This is a genomic window from Burkholderia savannae (genome assembly GCF_001524445.2).
Classification (GTDB): domain Bacteria; phylum Pseudomonadota; class Gammaproteobacteria; order Burkholderiales; family Burkholderiaceae; genus Burkholderia; species Burkholderia savannae.
The window spans coordinates 2,509,284-2,524,057 of record NZ_CP013417.1 but is presented as its reverse complement, the minus strand read 5'-3'; the positions used below and the strand labels follow the sequence as shown (position 1 = coordinate 2,524,057).

Genomic DNA, 14,774 nt, shown 5'->3' with positions numbered 1-14,774 from the left:
ATTCGAGGCGGGCGGGGCTCATTGAACGGTGATCGCGCGCGGCTTCGACGCTTCGCGCTTGCCGACGCTGATCAGCAGGCAGCCGTTTTCGTAACGGGCCCGGACCTTGTCGGGATCGGCGTTTTGCGGCAGCTCGACGACGCGCCGGAATGCGCCGCGAAAGCGTTCCTGCGCATAGGCGCGCGCGTCGGCGTCTGCTTGCTGGACGGGTTTGCGCTCGCCGCTGATCGTGAGCAGCCCCTTGTCGATCGACACGTCGAAGTCGGCCGCGCGCATGCCGGGCGCGAACGCGACGATCTCGATCGAATCGTCGGTCGTGCCGACGTTGAGCGGCGGGAATGCGCCGAGCCGGCTCGCGCGAAGGCTGGACGGGGAGCCGCCGAACAGATTCGCCATCTGTCGATGCAGACGATCGAACTCGTTGAAAAGATCGGCGCCGAAATAGAGATCGCTCATGGTCGTGTCCTCCTGGAACGCGGCCTGCGAACGCGAGGGCATGCGTGCCGGTCCGTTCGCGTGGCCGTGACATATCGGTCGAAACAGGCAGCGCGCGGGTGCGGCTGCGTCAGCGTCTCGAAGATAGGCGCGGCGAGCGCGATTTCAAGAGGCGCGCGGCGATCGGTGCGACGATCGATGCGCGGGGCGACGTGCGGCGTAGCGGCTCGCGTTCGACGACGTGCGGCGGACTGCGCCGGATGCCCGCGATCGGGACCGGTTTCGCGCGCGTTTGCGGCATCGAGTTTGCGGCATCGAGGCCGTGTCGCATAGTCGGCGCGGAGGTTGCGGATTGCGGTGCTCGCGAAGGTCGATGTTGATGTTGATGTTGATGTTGATGGCGGTGGCGGTGCGGCCGAGCGACGAGGGCGACGTGACGACGTGGCGAGGCGCCGCACTCGTGGTCGCAAGCACACGTGTCCGGGCGCTTCGTCGCGCCGGTGTCGGCGACGCAGCGGCGGGCGTTACGAAGCAAACGAGTTCGCTGTCGTGCATGCGCATCATGGATGCGTGCCATGCCGTGCCATGCCGTGCCATGTCGCGTCGTGTTGCGTCCCGCCTCGCGCCGTCTCGTCCCGTCGCTTCGCGACCGCCAAGGCGAATTCGTTCGCCGACGCGCCTGCATCGCGCGCGTTTCAGTTCCATCGAACATCGAACCGGCATCGGCTCCGTCCGTCCGCGGCGCGCGCGTGACGCACGTCCGAGTAGAAGAAAAGCATGTCGGCGACGGAACGGGGCGCGCGTCGCGTTCGCCGCGTTCCCGCCGTGCGGATTCGAATCGCGATCGGCGCGCCGGACGCGCACCGTCCAGAGCGCACGAACATGGCCGGACGCTTGCCGAACGACGGCAACGTGCGACGCGCCGAAACGTGTCGCTTGCGCGCGCAACGAAGGCGAACGTTCGCGCGCCGCGCCGTATCGGGAATTCTCGCGAATGTCATTCATCGCACACAGGCCATGCGCACACAGGCCATGCGCGCGCGGCCGACACGCGTCGCCGCGCTTGCGCCGCGGAGGCCGGAGCGCGCATTCGCGTCGGTAATAACCCGCGTCGGCGCGCATCGGGCTTATGCTGGATTGCTCCAATTGCGCTCGGCGAGCGGGCCGGCGCGCGTTCGTCGCGAGCGGATCGCGCGTCGCGCCGGGCGCCCGCGGCTTGCTGCGGTGCAGCGCCGGCACGCGCATCGCGATGGTATGCTGGCCTTCACCTTGATCGTATGGCAGGTGCATGAGCAAGCTTGGCGATACAATCGTTCCCACCCCCAAAAAAAACGAACGCTCCTCGATTCTCGGAGTCGGAACGTGGAGTGCGACGCCCACGCTGCGCGCATGCGCATGCGTCGCCACCAGCCATCGCGTAGCGCCGCTACGCCAGCCGCCGCGCGCGTCGTCGCGCGGCGCGCGCACGGAATTCTGGTTCTACAACACGGAGACATTCTCATGACCCGAAGCAACGTGGTCGCGGCGACGCGCACCATTCCGATCGACGTTCCCGACTACGTAAAGCACCGCGGCCTGATCGACTGGGTCGCGCGTATCGCGGAGCTGACCGAGCCGGATCGCGTCGTCTGGTGCGACGGATCGCAAGCGGAATACGACCGCCTCTGCGACGCGATGGTCGAGCAAGGCACGATGGTGCGCCTCAATCCGGCGAAGCGGCCGAACTCGTTTCTCGCGCTGTCCGATCCGTCCGACGTCGCGCGCGTCGAGGACCGCACGTTCATCTGCAGCGAGCATCGCGACGACGCCGGCCCGACCAATCACTGGGTCGCGCCCGCCGACATGCGCGAGACGCTCGGCGGCCTCTTTCGAGGCGCGATGCGCGGCCGCACGCTGTACGTCGTGCCGTTCTCGATGGGGCCGCTCGGCTCGCCGATCGCGCACATCGGCGTCGAGCTGTCGGACAGCCCGTACGTCGTCGTCAACATGCGGATCATGACGCGCATGGGCCGCGACGTGCTCGGCGCGCTCGGCGAAGACGGCGAATACGTGCCGTGCGTGCACAGCGTCGGGCGGCCGCTCGCCGCGGGCGAGAGCGATGTCGCATGGCCGTGCAATCCGACCAAGTACATCGTGCATTTCCCCGAGTCGCGCGAGATCTGGAGCTTCGGCTCCGGCTACGGCGGCAACGCGCTCCTCGGCAAGAAGTGCTTCGCGCTGCGCATCGCGTCGACGATGGGCCGCGACGAAGGCTGGCTCGCCGAGCACATGCTGATTCTCGGCGTGACCTCGCCCGAGGGCCGGAAGTACCACATCGCCGCGGCGTTCCCGTCCGCGTGCGGCAAGACGAACTTCGCGATGCTGATCCCGCCGAAAGGCTTCGACGGCTGGCGCGTGACGACGATCGGCGACGACATCGCATGGCTCAAGCCCGCCCGCGACGGGCGCCTCTACGCGATCAATCCGGAGGCGGGCTATTTCGGCGTCGCGCCAGGCACGGGCGCGAAGACGAATCCGAATGCGCTCGCGACGCTCACGGAGAACGTGATCTTCACGAACGTCGCGCTGACGGAGGACGGCGATGTCTGGTGGGAGGGGCTCACCGACACGCCGCCCGCGCGGCTCACCGACTGGCAGGGCAACGCATGGACGCCGGAGATCGGCCGCGAGACGGGGCGCAAGGCCGCGCATCCGAACTCGCGCTTCACGGCGCCCGCGTCGCAGTGTCCGTCGATCGACGACGACTGGCAGAACCCGGCCGGCGTGCCGATCGACGCGTTCATCTTCGGCGGCCGCCGTTCGACGACGGTGCCGCTCGTCACCGAGGCGCGCGACTGGGTCGAGGGCGTCTACATGGCGGCGACGATGGGCTCGGAGACGACCGCGGCGGCGGCGGGGCAACAGGGCGTCGTGCGGCGCGACCCGTTCGCGATGCTGCCGTTCTGCGGCTACAACATGAGCGACTACTTCGCGCACTGGCTGTCGCTCGGCGAGACGCTCGCGGCGTCGGGCGCGGCGTTGCCGAAGATCTACTGCGTGAACTGGTTCCGCAAGGATGCGGACGGCCGCTTCGTGTGGCCGGGCTTCGGCGAGAACATGCGCGTGCTGAAGTGGATGCTCGACCGGATCGACGGCAAGGGCGCGGGCGTCGAGCATGCGTTCGGGCTCACGCCGCGCTACGAGGATCTGCATTGGGAGGGGCTCGCGTTCTCGCCCGCGCAGTACGCGCAGGTGACGTCGATGAATCCGGCCGAATGGCGCGACGAGCTCGCGCTGCACGCGGAGCTGTTCGACAAGCTGAGCGCGCGGCTGCCGGGCGCGCTCGCCGATACGAAGGCGAGGATCGAGTCGAGGCTCGGCGACTGAGCGGCGAAGCCGGGCGCGGCGCGAGCCGCGACGCGTGATGCGTGATGCGTGATAGGTGACGCGCGGCGCATCACGCGCGACGCGCGCGCCGCCGATCGATCGCGCGAAAGCGAAGAACCGCATGACGCAGCAGCGTTCGTGCGGTTTTTTGTTTCGCCGACCGCGCGCACGCGGCGGCGCGCGCGCAGCCGGCGGCAAGCGATTCGAGCGGGCGCCGCGCGCGGCCACCTTGGTTCGATGCGACAATCGTGCGCGCATTCGAACACCCAGGAGACACCGCCCATGAAGATTCAACGGATCGCCGTCGTCGGCGCCGGCGTGATCGGCGCGAGCTGGACCGCGTTTTATCTATCGAAGGGCTTCGACGTCGCCGTGACCGATCCGGCGCCCGACGCGCGCGCGCGGCTCGATGCCGCGCTCGCGAATTTTCTCGGCGCGCGCGCCGCGTCGCTCGCATCGCATCTCGCGTTCGAGCCGACGCTCGACGCCGCGCTCGACGGCGCGGATTTCGTGCAGGAAAACGGCCCCGAGCGTCTCGATTTCAAGCGCGACCTGTATCGACGGATCGACGCGTTGCTGCCCGCGCGCGTGCTCGTCGCGTCGAGCTCGTCGGGGCTCAGGATGTCGGACATTCAGAGCGCGTGCGGCGCGCATCCCGAGCGCTGTCTCGTCGCGCATCCGTTCAACCCGCCGCATCTGATTCCGCTCGTCGAGCTGGTCGGCGGCGCCGCGACGTCGGCGGACGCGATCGCGCAGGCCAAGCGCTTCTACGACGGTCTCGGCAAGGTGACGATCGTGCTCAACAAGGAGATGGCGGGCCACGTCGCGAACCGGCTCGCGGCCGCGCTCTTTCGCGAGGTGTATCACCTGGTCGGCGAAGGCGTGGTGAGCGTCGAGGACGCGGACAAGGCCGTGTCGTGGGGGCCCGGCCTGCGCTGGGCGTTGATGGGGCAGGGCCTCGTCTATCATCTCGGCGGCGGCGAGGGCGGCATCGCGCATTTCCTCGAGCATCTGTCGGGCCCGATGGCGAGCTGGTGGGACGATCTCGGCGCGCCGTCGTTTTCGCCCGACGTCGATCGCAAGCTGATCGACGCGCTGCGCGAGATTCAGGGCGCGCGCTCGATGCGGGAACTCGGCGCGGAGCGCGACCGCCTGCTTGTCGACCTGATCGACGCGCGGCGCGGCAGCTTCTTGCCCTGATCGCCGCGAGCGGTTCGCGCGGCGCGTGCTTCGGCGGCGACGGGGCGCGCGTCGCGTCATGCGCGGGCGCGAGCGGTTCGCCGCGCGATCACTGCTGTTCCCGCGCCCATGCGGGATCGGCCGCCGCGAGGCGGGCGCGGTTCGCGTCGATCGTCGCCTGGCTCGGCGGATAGTCGCCGTCCGGCGTCGGGATCACGCCGTCGCGGTACGCCTGGATCAGCTCGGCGCGCACCTGCGCGCGGGTCTTGCCTTGGGCCGCGTCGGACGTCGATGCGAGCGCCGACGTCGCGGTCAGCACGGACGCCGCGACGGCGGCGGCCGCGACGAGAAAGCGTAGCGTATTCATCGAAAGCTCCAGAAAGGTGACGGGATGGAAAGCGAAGCGCCATGACTTCGCGTTCCGTCGAGTCGCATTCTGGACGGGCGCGCCTGAGCGGACGATGACCGCATCATGGCGATTTTGTCAGGCGGCGGGCGAGGCCGCTCAGGCTGCGGAGACCATGGAGGCCGTGTAGGCGGCGCAGGCCGCTCAGGCCGCGGAGGCGGTGCGCGAGGCTTGCGGCGCGACGCGCATGTCCGAATCGGCGAAGCCGTCGCGCGCCGGAATCGCGCCGCGCGATCCGTTCGCGGCCAGCGATGCCGCCGCCGCTGACCGCTTTGCTCCGTCAGAACTCGTGCGCCGCCGCGACGAGCGTCGCCTCGAGCGCGAGCGCCGGGCGCGATGCGTTCGCGGGCCGGTCGATCACGTATTCGAGATCGCCGAGCGCGGGCAGATCGGCTTCGAGCTTCGCGAGCCCGTGCGGAATCACGTAGCCGGCGAACGCGCTGATGCCGAGCCCCGCGCTCGCCGCCGCGCGCAGCACCGCGATGCTGCTGCTCGCGACGGCGATCCGGTACGGCTGGCCGATCGCGTCGAGCGTCTCGAGCACGCGCTTGCGCGACACGCTCGGCTCCGGATGCAGCGCGAGCGGCAGCACGGGCTCGCGCCCCGTGAGCGGCGAATCGGGGCCCGTGCACCAGTAGAGCGGCTCGGTGCGGATCACGCGCCCGCGCCGGCTGCCCGCGATCCGCTTCGCGAACACCAGATCGTGCCGGCCGGCGTCGAGCGCGTCGAACAGCTCGCCGGACAGGCCCGTCGCGATCTCGAGCTCCACGTCCGGGTTGCGCTGCAGGAAGCTCGCGAGCGCGGCCGTCAGGTGCGTCAGCGCGAAATCTTCCGACAAGCCGAGCCGCACCTTGCCCGACAGCGGCGGCCCGCACACCGACGCGACCGCCTCGTCCATCAGCTCGAGGATGCGCACCGCGTAGCGGAACAGGGCCTCGCCGTTGGGCGCGAGCCGCACGTTGCGGGTGTCGCGCTCGAAGAGCGGCCGGTCGAGCAGCTCTTCGAGGCGGCGGATGTGCTGGCTGACCGTCGATTGCGACAGGTTCACGCGCTCGGACGCGGCGGTGAAGCTGCCCGTCTGCGCGACGGCGACGAAACTGCGCAGCAGTTCAGGCGGTAACGGACGCATTGCTAAACCCACTGAATCGAATTCGACAACTTCATAAATGGCCGCGGGCGGCGGGACTACGATGTGCGAGGCCCGGCCGTCGCGCCGCCCGCTTTTCGGGCGCGCGGCGTCGGCGGCTGCGCCGCCGCCAGTCTACGGCAAGCCGGCGCGGCGGGCCGCCGGGTCTTCACCCCGTCGCCGATGCATTGCCATTGCCGCCCGAGAACGCGCTCGCACGACGAGCCGCCGGGCCGCGGCGCTCGCGCCGCGACGATCCATCATCAGGAATCAGGAGACACGCATGATCATCTACGGAACCGCGCTGCTCGCGTTCTGCCATCTGGCCGGGCTCTTCCTCGGCGATCTGCTGGGCGCCGCGATCGGCGCGAAGACCAACGTCGGCGGCGTCGGCATCGCGATGCTGCTCCTCATCGGCCTGAAGCTCCATCTGCATCGGCGCGGCTGGCTGCCGAAGGAGACCGAGTCCGGCGTCGCGTTCTGGGGGGCGATGTACATCCCGGTCGTCGTCGCGATGGCGGCCAACCAGAACGTCGTCGCCGCGCTGAAGGGCGGGCCCGTCGCGTTGCTGTCGGCGGTGGGCGCGGCCGCCGTGTGCGCGGTCTGCATCGCGGTGCTCGCGCGCGTCGGGCGCGACGCGACGACGCTCGCGGCGCTGCCGCGGCCCGAAGAGAACTGAGCGGGAGCCGGCCATGATCGACATGCTCGGAAGAGTCGTCGCGCACAACGGGCTCGTCGCGTCGTTCGCGCTCGTCGGCTGCATCATGCTCGCGTCGGCGGCGCTGTCGAAGAAGCTCACGCTCGGCCGCGTGCACGGCTCGGCGATCGCGATCCTGATCGGTCTCGCGCTCGCGTACGTCGGCGGCGCGTACACGGGCGGCGAGAAGGGGATCGCCGACGTGCCGCTCTTCGCGGGCGTCGGCCTGATGGGCGGCGCGATGCTGCGCGATTTCGCGATCGTCGCGACCGCGTTCGAGGTGCAGCCCGCCGAGGCGCGCAAGGCGGGGCTCATCGGGCTCGCGTCGCTGTTGCTCGGCACGGTGCTGCCGTTCGTCGTCGGCGCGAGCGTCGCGCGCGCGTTCGGCTATTCGGACGCCGTCAGCATGACGACGATCGGCGCGGGCGCCGTCACGTACATCGTCGGGCCGGTGACGGGCGCGGCGATCGGCGCGAGTTCCGACGTGATCGCGCTCAGCATCGCGACGGGCCTCGTGAAGGCGATCATCGTGATGGTCGGCACGCCGTTCGCGGCGAGCTTCATGGGGCTGCGCACGCCGCGCGCGGCGATGATCTTCGGCGGGCTCGCCGGCACCGTGAGCGGCGTGAGCGCCGGGCTCGCCGCGACCGATCGGCGGCTCGTGCCGTACGGCGCGCTGATCGCGACGTTCCATACGGGCGTCGGATGCCTGCTCGGGCCGTCGCTGCTGTTCTTCGCGACGAAGGCGGCGGTGGGGGCGTGACGCCCGCGCGCGGGATCGCATGCGGCCGCGCCGGCCGATCCATCGCGCGCGCCACTGAGTCGCATCACGCAACGTCATCAATCGCCGCGGCGGCGCGGCTTACAATGCCGCAGAACCTACCGGACGGATACGCAGGAGGCGACTCTATGACGGGATGGAACGACGCCCGCGCCGCGCGCGCCGCGCGTCTCGCGGCGGCCGCGCCGCTCGCGCAGCGCAAGCGGGTGGCCGCGCGCGACGCGACCGCGCTGCTCGAGGCGGTGCTGCGGCCGGGCGAGCGCGTCTGCATCGAGGGTGACAACCAGAAGCAGGCGGATCTGCTCGCCGCGGCGCTCGCCGCCGTCGACAGCGCGAAGGTGCACGATCTGCACATGGTGCAATCGGGCGTCGTGCTGCCCGAGCATCTCGACGTGTTCGAGCGCGGGATCGCGAAGCGGCTCGACTATGCGTATTCGGGCCCGCAGTCGCAGCGAATCGCGAAGCTGCTGTTCGGCGGCAAGATCGAGATCGGCGCGGTGCACACGTATCTCGAGCTGTTCGCGCGCTACTTCATCGATCTGACGCCGCACGTCGCGCTCGTCGCCGCGGTGAGCGCCGACGCCGACGGCAACCTGTACACCGGCCCGAACACCGAGGACACGCCGACCGTCGTCGAGGCGACCGCGTTCAAGGACGGCATCGTGATCGCGCAGGTCGAGAAGATCGTCGATCGCGTGCCGCGCGTCGACATTCCGGGCGACCGCGTGCACTTCGTCGTCGAGGCGGGGCGGCCGTTCTACGTCGAGCCGCTCTTCACGCGCGATCCGGCCGGCATCACCGAGACGCAGATCCTCACCGCGATGCTCGCGATCAAGGGCATCTACGCGCGCTACGGCGTGAAGCGGCTCAATCACGGGATCGGCTTCAACACGGCGGCGATCGAGCTCGTGCTGCCGACCTACGGCGAGCGGCTCGGGCTCAAGGGCAAGGTTTGCACGCACTGGGCGCTGAATCCGCATCCGACGCTCATTCCGGCGATCGAATCCGGCTGGGTCGAGCAGATCCACTGTTTCGGCTCCGAAGTCGGGATGGACGACTACATCCGCGCGCGCTCCGACATCTTCTTCACGGGCGTCGACGGCTCGCTGCGCTCGAATCGCGCGTTCTGCCAGACGGCGGGCCTCTACGCGTGCGACATGTTCATCGGCTCGACGCTGCAGATCGATCTCGCGGGCCATTCGTCGACGGTGACGGCCGAGCGGATCGCGGGCTTCGGCGGCGCGCCGAACATGGGCAGCGACGCGCGCGGGCGGCGTCACCCGAGCGAGCCGTGGATCAAGGCGGGCGAGGAGGCCGATCCGGCGACGCCCGCGGCGCTGCGGCGCGGGCGCAAGCTCGTCGTGCAGATCGGCGAGACGTTCGGCGAGAAGAACGCGCCGATGTTCGTCGAGAAGCTCGATGCGCTGCGCCTGGCCGACAAGCTCGCGCTCGATCTCGCGCCGGTGATGGTGTACGGCGACGACGTCACGCACGTCGTCACGGAGGAAGGGATCGCGAATCTCTTGCTGTGCCGCGACGCCGACGAGCGCGAGCACGCGATTCGCGGCGTGGCCGGCTACACGGAGATCGGCCGCGGCCGCGACCGCCGGCTCGTCGAGCGGCTGCGCGAGCGCGGCGTGATCCAGCGCCCGGAGGATCTCGGCGTCGATCCGCTCGACGCCGACCGGCGGCTTCTCGCCGCGCGGTCGATCAAGGATCTCGTGCATTGGTCGGACGGCCTGTACGCGCCGCCGTCCCGATTCCGCAATTGGTGAGGAGCGTTTCGCAATGGAACAGTTGAACTATCGCCACGCCGCGCGCGCGCGCGCGAAGGGCGACGCGGCGTGGGCGATCGTCGGCGTCGTCGCGTCGGGCAATCTCGAAGTGCTCGTCGAGCGCGTGCTGCCCGACACCGAATGCGAAGTCGACATCCGCACGGCGGCCGCGGGCTTCGGCGACGTGTGGCAGGCGGTCGTCGCCGATTTCGTCGAGCGCCGCTCGCCGGGCGGGCTGCGCCTGTCCGTGAACGACGGCGGCGCGCGGCCCGACATGGTGTCGCTGCGGCTCGCGCAGGCCGTGCGCGCGATCGAAGGAGACGCGCGATGAACGCGGCGGCCACGGCAACGCATCCGAAGATCGCGCCGGCGGGGGCGAGCTGGTTCGAGGCGTCGGCGCGGCAGCGGCTCGCCGGGCTCGTCGACGCGGGCTCGTTCGAGGAATTCGTCGGCCCGCGGGCGCGGCTCGTGAGCCCGCATCTGCCGCTTTTCGGCTTGCCGCAGCAGTTCGACGACGGCATGGTCGTCGGCCGCGCGGCGCTCGGCGGGGCGCCCGTGCTGGTCGCCGCGCAGGAAGGGCGCTTCATGGGCGGCGCGTTCGGCGAGGTGCACGGCGCGAAGCTGACGGGCCTGCTGCGCGCGGCGCGCGAGCTGCGCTCCGTGCCCGTGCTGATCCTGTTCGACACGGGCGGCGTGCGGCTGCAGGAGGCGAACGCGGGCGAGATCGCGGTGTCGGAGATCGTTCGCGCGGTGATCGACGCGCGCGCGGCGGGCGTGCCCGTCGTCGGGCTCGTCGGCGGGCGCGCGGGCTGCTACGGCGGCGGCGGGATCATCGCCGCGTGCTGCTCGGCGCTCGCGGTGTCCGAGCAGGGGCGCATCGGCGTGTCCGGGCCGGAAGTGATCGAGAGCCGGCGCGGCGTCGACGAGTTCGACTCGCGCGATCGCGCGCTCGTCTGGCGGACGATGGGCGGCAAGCATCGGCGGCTCGTCGGCGGCGCGGAGTGCTTCGTCGACGACACGATCGACGCGTTTCGCGACGCCGCAATCGCGCTCGTTGCGCAGGCGCGCGCGGGCGCGGCGTTCGGCACGGCGACGCTCGAGGCCGAGCACGCGCGGCTCGCCGGGCGCATCGCGCGCTTCGGCGGCTGCGAAGACGCGCTCGACGTGTGGCGCGCGCTCGGCGCGAGCGACGCGAACGCGATTCCGTCGCTCGACGGCGCGGCGTTCGCGGCGTTGGCCGGCCGCTTGACGGAGGTGCGCGATGACGCTCGATGACGTGCTCGCTTCGCTGTTTCCGTCGGGCCACGACGTCGCGATCGACGCCGACGGGCTGCTCGCCGGGCACGGCGCGCTCGCGGGGCGCACGGTCGACGTGATCGGCGTCGCGCGGGGCGCGGCGCTCGGCGTCGACGGCGCGCTCGCGCTCGCCGAGCGCGTGCTCGCGACGATCGGGCGCGGCGGCGAGACGCCGATCCTCGTGCTCGTCGACGGCGACAGCCAGCGGATGAGCAAGCGCGACGAACTGCTCGGCCTGAACGAATGCCTCGCGCATCTCGCGAAGTGCCTGCTGCATGCGGACGCGCTCGGCCATCCGACGATCGGCTTGCTGTACGGGCATGCGGCGGCGGGCGCGTTCATCGCGACGGCGCTCGCGACCCGCACGCTCGTCGCGCTGCCGGGCGCGCAGCCGGAGGTGATGGATCTGCAGGCGATGTCGCGGGTGACGAAGCTGCCCGTCGACGTGCTGCGCGAGAAGGCGCAATCGACCGCGGTGTTCGCGCCGGGGCTCGAGAACTTCGCGAAGACGGGCGCGGTCGACGCGGTGCTCGATCCGGCGCGCTCGCTCGCCGAGCAGTTGGCCGGGATCGTCGCGCGGCCGACCGATCGCGCTGATCGGCGCGACCGCGTCGGCGCCGAGCGCGGCGGCCGGCCCGTCGCCGCCGACGTCGCGCAGCGCGTGCATGAGCTCGCCCGCGCCGGCCGCTGACGCGCCGCTCGTGCGGCACACGCTCGTGCGCGTGCGCGCCGACGCGTGGCGCGCGCTGCTCGCCGCGCGCGACGGCGCCGATGCGCTGCCGTACGTGCGCGATTGGGCCGCGCGCGGCTGGCCGCTGATCGTGCGGCGGCGCTCGCCGTGCGATGCGGGCATTCCGCTCGGGTTGCCGCTGCCGCCGTCGGCGGGCAAGCGTCGCGTCGCGCTTGCGGCCGTGCGCGAGCAGATCGACGCGGTGTACGCGCTGCCGGCGCTCGGCGACGTCGAGCATCGGGCGCCGCCCGCGTGGCGGCCGACGCTTGCCGGGTTGCGCGCGCTCGCCGACGCGCATCGAGTCGACTGCCGGGTGTTCGGCAGCCTGGCGTGGCAGACGCTGACGGGGCTGCGCTATGTGGGCGACGGGTCGGATCTCGATGTCTTGTTGATGCCGTTGCGCTCGGAGCCGTCGCTGTCGCTTTCGACGTCGCTGTCTGCGTCGATGTCGTTGTCGACGTTACCGGCACCGTCGATGTCGCCATCGCCATTGCCTTTGTCTTTGCAGGTATCGTCGCTGACGGCATCGGCATCGGCATCGGCATCGGCATCGGCATCGGCATCGGCGTCAGAACGGGAGGCTACATCGTCGTTTTCGATTTCATCGCGGCGCGACGCGATCGCGCCGTTTCTCGCGGCGCTCGCCGAGCTCGACGCCCATGCGCCGATGCGCATCGACGGCGAGCTGCTGCGTGCGGACGGCGCGGGCGTGAACTGGCGCGAGCTGCACGCGGGCGAGCGCGAAGTCGCGATGAAGACGGCGACGGGCGTCGAGCTTTGCGAGCCGGCGGCATTTCTGGACGCGTGGCGATGAAGCGGCGCGCATCCTCGGTATGGACGGCGGTGTGGTGCGGCGAGGCGCGTCGCGAGCCGGTACGCGCGCTTGACGGGGCGGGCGGGGCGGATACGCTGCTGAATGCGTCGAATGCGTCGAATGCGTCGAATGCGTCGAATGCGTCGAATGCGTCGAATGCGTCGAATGCGTCGAATGCGTCGAGCATCGCCGCGATACCGGACATGCGAATCCTCCGGCATACGCCGTCCGCGCACAACGCGCGCGATCGATCCGATGCGCGAGCCGTCGCGGAGCGTTTCGATCATTCGACACCCGAGTCGCACCGGCGAACGTCGCCGGCGGCAGCGACGATCGGCGCCCACGCGACGCGCTGTCTTCGCCTCGAAATCGACACGTGGCCGAAGCCCGGTCTCGTGAGCCACGTCGACGCGGGCAGCCACGACGACATGACGGCCGGCACCTTCTACCGCAGCGCGGCGGCGCTCGCCCGCTACTTCGCCGAGCTCGCCGCGGCGGGCGCGCACGACGCCGGCATGCCGGCGCTGCGCAAGATCGGCCTGCGCGCGGAGCACGCGATGCTCGCGGCGACGGGCGGCGTGAACACGCATCGCGGCGCGATCTTCGGGCTCGGCCTGCTTTGCGCGGCCGCGGGCCTGCGCGCGTCGGCGGAGCGCGGGCGATGCGCGGGCGCGACGCTCGGCGCGCTCGTCGCCGCGCGTTGGGGCGGCGAGATCGTCGGCGGCCCGCGCCTCGCCGGCAGCCACGGCGAACGCGCGGGGCGTCGCTACGGCGTCGGCGGCGCGCGCGCGGAGGCGGCGGGCGGCTTCGCGAGCGTGTATGCGATCGGCGTGCCGGCGCTGCGCGAAGCCGCGCGGCTCGCGCCGGGCGACGCCGAGGCGGCGCGCGTGCACGCGTGCTTCGCGCTGATCGCCGCGGTCGACGACACGAACCTCTTGCATCGCGGCGGCCGCGACGGCCTCGACTTCGCGCAGCGCACGGCGCGCGAATTTCTCGCGCGGGGCGGCGTGGGCGCCGCCGGGTGGCGCGCACGCGCGGCCGCCGCGCATCGCGCATTCGTCGCGCGCCGGCTGAGCCCGGGCGGCGCGGCGGATCTGCTCGCGATGAGCCTGTTCGCCGCCGCACTCGACGCGCCGCCGCTGCCATGACGATCGCGATTCTCTGTTCGGGGCAGGGCGGCCAGCGCGCCGGCATGTTCGAGCTGACAGCCGATGTGCCGCAAGCCGCGCCGCTCTTCGCGCATGCGGCCGCGCTCCTCGGCGCCGATCCGCGCGAGTGGGCGCGCGACGCCGGCGACGATGCGTTGCGCGAGAACTTCGCCGCGCAGCTCGTCTGCACGCTGCAGGCGCTAAGCGCGATGACGCGGCTCGACGCGCTGCTGCCGCGCCGGCGCTGCGTCGCGGGCTACAGCGTCGGCGAGGTCGCCGCATGGGGCGTCGCGGGGCTCGTCGACGCGCGCGACGCGCTCGATCTCGTCGCGGCCCGCGCGCGCGCGATGGACGCGGCGAGCGACGGCGACGCGCGCATGCTGTTCGCGCGCGGCCTGCCGCGCGACGCGATCGACGCGTTGTGCACGGCGCACGGCGCGGCGGTCGCGATCGTCAATCCGGGCGACGCGTACGTGCTCGCCGGCCCGCGCGCGGCGCTCGACATGCTCGCCGCGCACGCGCGCGAGAAAGGCGCGGCGCGCGTCGCGCCGGTCTGCGTTCGCGTCGCGTCGCATACGCGCTGGCTCGATGCCGCGGTGCCGCGGTTTCGCGCGGCGCTCGCCGACGTGCGGATCGCGCGCGCACCCGTGCCCGGCACGCGGCTTTTGTCCGGCATCGACGGCGCGCCGGTGCTCGACGTCGCCGCCGGCGTCGACAAACTCGCGCGCCAGATCGCCGAGCCGATCGACTGGGCGGCGTGTCTCGCGGGCTGCGTTGAAGCGGGCGCGCGCGCGTTCGTCGAGCTCGGTCCGGGGCGCGCGCTCGCCGACATGGCCGCCGCCGCGTATCCCGCGCTGCCGGCGCGCAGTCTTGCCGATTTCCGCTCGTGGGACGGCGTGCGCGCATGGTTTTCCCGCGTCGATCCCGGCGCGTAGCGCGCATGGCGTGCGGGCGCGGCGATGCGTCGCCGCGCGCTTTGTCGACGAAACGGTTTGCAACGATGGGGGAGGTGGCTACAATT

Annotated in this window: 15 protein-coding genes; 11 read left to right on the top strand and 4 right to left on the bottom strand. The window is 71.5% G+C overall.

All coding sequences use genetic code 11. The features are described 5' to 3' along the window. Nucleotides 1-18: 18 nt before the first annotated feature. Both WS78_RS12385 and WS78_RS35815 read right to left on the bottom strand, forming a co-directional pair. On the bottom strand, nt 19-456 hold the full coding sequence (locus WS78_RS12385; protein ID WP_038744815.1) for an Hsp20/alpha crystallin family protein: 438 nt from the start codon (nt 454-456) through the stop codon (nt 19-21). A 144-nt stretch (nt 457-600) separates the two neighbouring features. Then, nucleotides 601-1,725, bottom strand: a complete 1,125-nt coding sequence (locus WS78_RS35815; RefSeq protein ID WP_156437599.1) for a hypothetical protein — start codon at nt 1,723-1,725, stop codon at nt 601-603. Nucleotides 1,726-1,935: 210 nt separating this feature from the next. Between WS78_RS35815 and WS78_RS12365 the strand changes: the two genes are divergently transcribed. Further along, the gene (locus WS78_RS12365; RefSeq protein WP_038744818.1) at nt 1,936-3,801 is read left to right on the top strand and encodes a phosphoenolpyruvate carboxykinase (GTP); all 1,866 of its coding nucleotides are present in this window, start codon (nt 1,936-1,938) and stop codon (nt 3,799-3,801) included. 282 nt (nt 3,802-4,083) lie between these two features. Continuing rightward, a complete protein-coding gene (locus WS78_RS12355) occupies nt 4,084-5,001 on the top strand; it encodes a 3-hydroxyacyl-CoA dehydrogenase NAD-binding domain-containing protein (RefSeq protein WP_059580986.1) in 918 nt (305 codons plus the stop codon). 88 nt (nt 5,002-5,089) lie between these two features. On the opposite strand, the gene WS78_RS12350 is transcribed toward WS78_RS12355, so the two are convergent. Next, nucleotides 5,090-5,347 (bottom strand): DUF4148 domain-containing protein, encoded by a 258-nt coding sequence (locus tag WS78_RS12350; protein ID WP_038744821.1) that lies wholly within the window; start codon nt 5,345-5,347, stop codon nt 5,090-5,092. A 319-nt stretch (nt 5,348-5,666) separates the two neighbouring features. Further along, nucleotides 5,667-6,515: a LysR family transcriptional regulator gene (locus WS78_RS12345; protein WP_038744822.1), complete on the bottom strand. Its 849-nt coding sequence runs from the start codon at nt 6,513-6,515 to the stop codon at nt 5,667-5,669. Nucleotides 6,516-6,795: 280 nt separating this feature from the next. On the opposite strand from WS78_RS12345, the gene madL reads away from it, so the two are divergent. The 9 genes from madL (at nt 6,796) to mdcH (ending at nt 14,688) form a co-directional block, all read left to right on the top strand. Next, the gene (gene madL / locus WS78_RS12340) at nt 6,796-7,191 is read left to right on the top strand and encodes a malonate transporter subunit MadL (protein WP_038744823.1); all 396 of its coding nucleotides are present in this window, start codon (nt 6,796-6,798) and stop codon (nt 7,189-7,191) included. A 13-nt stretch (nt 7,192-7,204) separates the two neighbouring features. Then, the gene (gene madM / locus WS78_RS12335; RefSeq protein ID WP_038744824.1) at nt 7,205-7,972 is read left to right on the top strand and encodes a malonate transporter subunit MadM; all 768 of its coding nucleotides are present in this window, start codon (nt 7,205-7,207) and stop codon (nt 7,970-7,972) included. 146 nt (nt 7,973-8,118) lie between these two features. Then, nucleotides 8,119-9,765, top strand: a complete 1,647-nt coding sequence (mdcA, locus tag WS78_RS12330; RefSeq protein WP_059580984.1) for a malonate decarboxylase subunit alpha — start codon at nt 8,119-8,121, stop codon at nt 9,763-9,765. 13 nt (nt 9,766-9,778) lie between these two features. Then, nucleotides 9,779-10,096: a malonate decarboxylase acyl carrier protein gene (gene mdcC, locus WS78_RS12325; protein WP_038744826.1), complete on the top strand. Its 318-nt coding sequence runs from the start codon at nt 9,779-9,781 to the stop codon at nt 10,094-10,096. Then, nucleotides 10,093-11,040 carry a biotin-independent malonate decarboxylase subunit beta gene (locus WS78_RS12320; RefSeq protein WP_059580982.1) on the top strand — a complete coding sequence of 316 codons (948 nt, stop codon included), beginning with the start codon at nt 10,093-10,095 and terminating at the stop codon, nt 11,038-11,040. Before mdcC ends, WS78_RS12320 begins: the two co-directional genes overlap by 4 nt. Then, on the top strand, nt 11,027-11,752 hold the full coding sequence (mdcE, locus tag WS78_RS12315; RefSeq protein WP_038744828.1) for a biotin-independent malonate decarboxylase subunit gamma: 726 nt from the start codon (nt 11,027-11,029) through the stop codon (nt 11,750-11,752). The genes WS78_RS12320 and mdcE overlap by 14 nt, the downstream gene beginning before the upstream one ends. After that, on the top strand, nt 11,727-12,605 hold the full coding sequence (gene mdcG / locus WS78_RS12310) for a malonate decarboxylase holo-[acyl-carrier-protein] synthase (RefSeq protein ID WP_059580980.1): 879 nt from the start codon (nt 11,727-11,729) through the stop codon (nt 12,603-12,605). Before mdcE ends, mdcG begins: the two co-directional genes overlap by 26 nt. Further along, complete coding sequence (mdcB, locus tag WS78_RS12305) at nt 12,602-13,753, top strand: triphosphoribosyl-dephospho-CoA synthase MdcB (RefSeq protein ID WP_156437598.1); 1,152 nt, start codon at nt 12,602-12,604, stop codon at nt 13,751-13,753. The genes mdcG and mdcB overlap by 4 nt, the downstream gene beginning before the upstream one ends. Continuing rightward, nucleotides 13,750-14,688, top strand: a complete 939-nt coding sequence (gene mdcH, locus WS78_RS12300; protein ID WP_059580976.1) for a malonate decarboxylase subunit epsilon — start codon at nt 13,750-13,752, stop codon at nt 14,686-14,688. Before mdcB ends, mdcH begins: the two co-directional genes overlap by 4 nt. Nucleotides 14,689-14,774 lie beyond the last annotated feature (86 nt).